We start from the raw sequence: 1,085 nt of genomic DNA, 5'->3' as shown, positions 1-1,085 counted from the left end.
GCGGTTACACATGTTGCACAAATCGCGTGAGGGATTCATCTTGTGAATCCAGCGTGGTAGCTGGGGGCGCATGAGCCGACCCAGCCCCCCCGCCTACAAGACCAGGAATTGGCCCGCCTATAACGAAGCTCTGAAGCGTCGTGGCTCGCTGACGATCTGGTTCGATCCCGAGATGACCTGGGAGGCCAGGCCAACAGGCAAACGTGGCCGACAGCCTGACTATAGTGACGCAGCCATACAGACCTGCCTGACGATGAAGGTGCTGTTTGGCATGGCGCTCAGGCAGACGACGGGCTTCGTTGAGAGCCTGCTGCGCCTGACCGGCCTGGACTGGACCGTGCCCAACTTCAGCACGCTGTCGCGGCGCCAGAAGTCCCTGAAGATCAATATTCCCTACCGTGGATCCGGCGGCCCGTTGCACCTGCTGATCGACAGCACCGGCATCAAGGTCGAGGGCGAAGGGGAGTGGAACGCCCGCAAGCATGGTGGCACCAAGCGCCGGGTCTGGCGCAAGATCCACATCGGAATTGACGAGCAAACGCTGGAAATACGCGCGGCCGAGTTCACCACCAGTGATGTCGGTGACGCGCCCATGCTGCCAGAGCTTCTGGACCAGATCCCGCCAGATCACGAGGTTGCAAGCGTCACCGCTGATGGTGCCTTTGACACCCGCAAGTGCCACGATGCCATCGCCGCCCGAGGTGCCGCCGCAGTCATACCGCCACGCAAAAATGCCAGGCCATGGAAGCCCGACACTCCCGGAGCAATCGCGCGCAACGAAGCCCTGCGCGCGTCACGTCGCTTCGGGCGAAACATCTGGCGACGATGGAGCGGCTATCACCGCCGGAGCCGCGTCGAAACGAAGATGCATTGTGTGAAGCTGCTGGGCCAACGCCTGACTGCCAGGGACTTCGACCGTCAGGTTGCCGAGTTTCAGATCCGTGTGGTCGTCCTGAACGGCTTCACCGCACTCGGCATACCCGTCACTGAAGCCGTGGGATGAGTCTGTCCGGGGGAAGGGGAACCTCGACCCTCAGCCGATTTGTGCAACATGTATAACCGCCCCTTGCGCAAGAGCAATCTTC

The 1,085-nt window shown here is 61.8% G+C and carries 1 protein-coding gene; it reads left to right on the top strand.

Going from position 1 to position 1,085, the window contains the following annotated elements:
- The first annotated feature begins 70 nt into the window (after positions 1 to 70).
- Positions 71 to 1,003 carry an IS5 family transposase gene (locus K7H22_RS19960; RefSeq protein WP_038142964.1) on the top strand — a complete coding sequence of 311 codons (933 nt, stop codon included), beginning with the start codon at positions 71 to 73 and terminating at the stop codon, positions 1,001 to 1,003.
- Positions 1,004 to 1,085: the final 82 nt, after the last annotated feature.

This window comes from Seohaeicola saemankumensis, from assembly GCF_021021435.1.
GTDB lineage: Bacteria > Pseudomonadota > Alphaproteobacteria > Rhodobacterales > Rhodobacteraceae > Seohaeicola.
Note: the sequence above shows the minus strand (reverse complement) of the source record. Positions and strands in the feature narration are given on the sequence as shown.

Excerpts from the sequence above, each read along its gene's own strand:
- K7H22_RS19960 (WP_038142964.1), top strand. The coding sequence starts at position 71 with ATGAGCCGACCCAGCCCCCCCGCCTACAAGACCAGGAATTGGCCCGCC.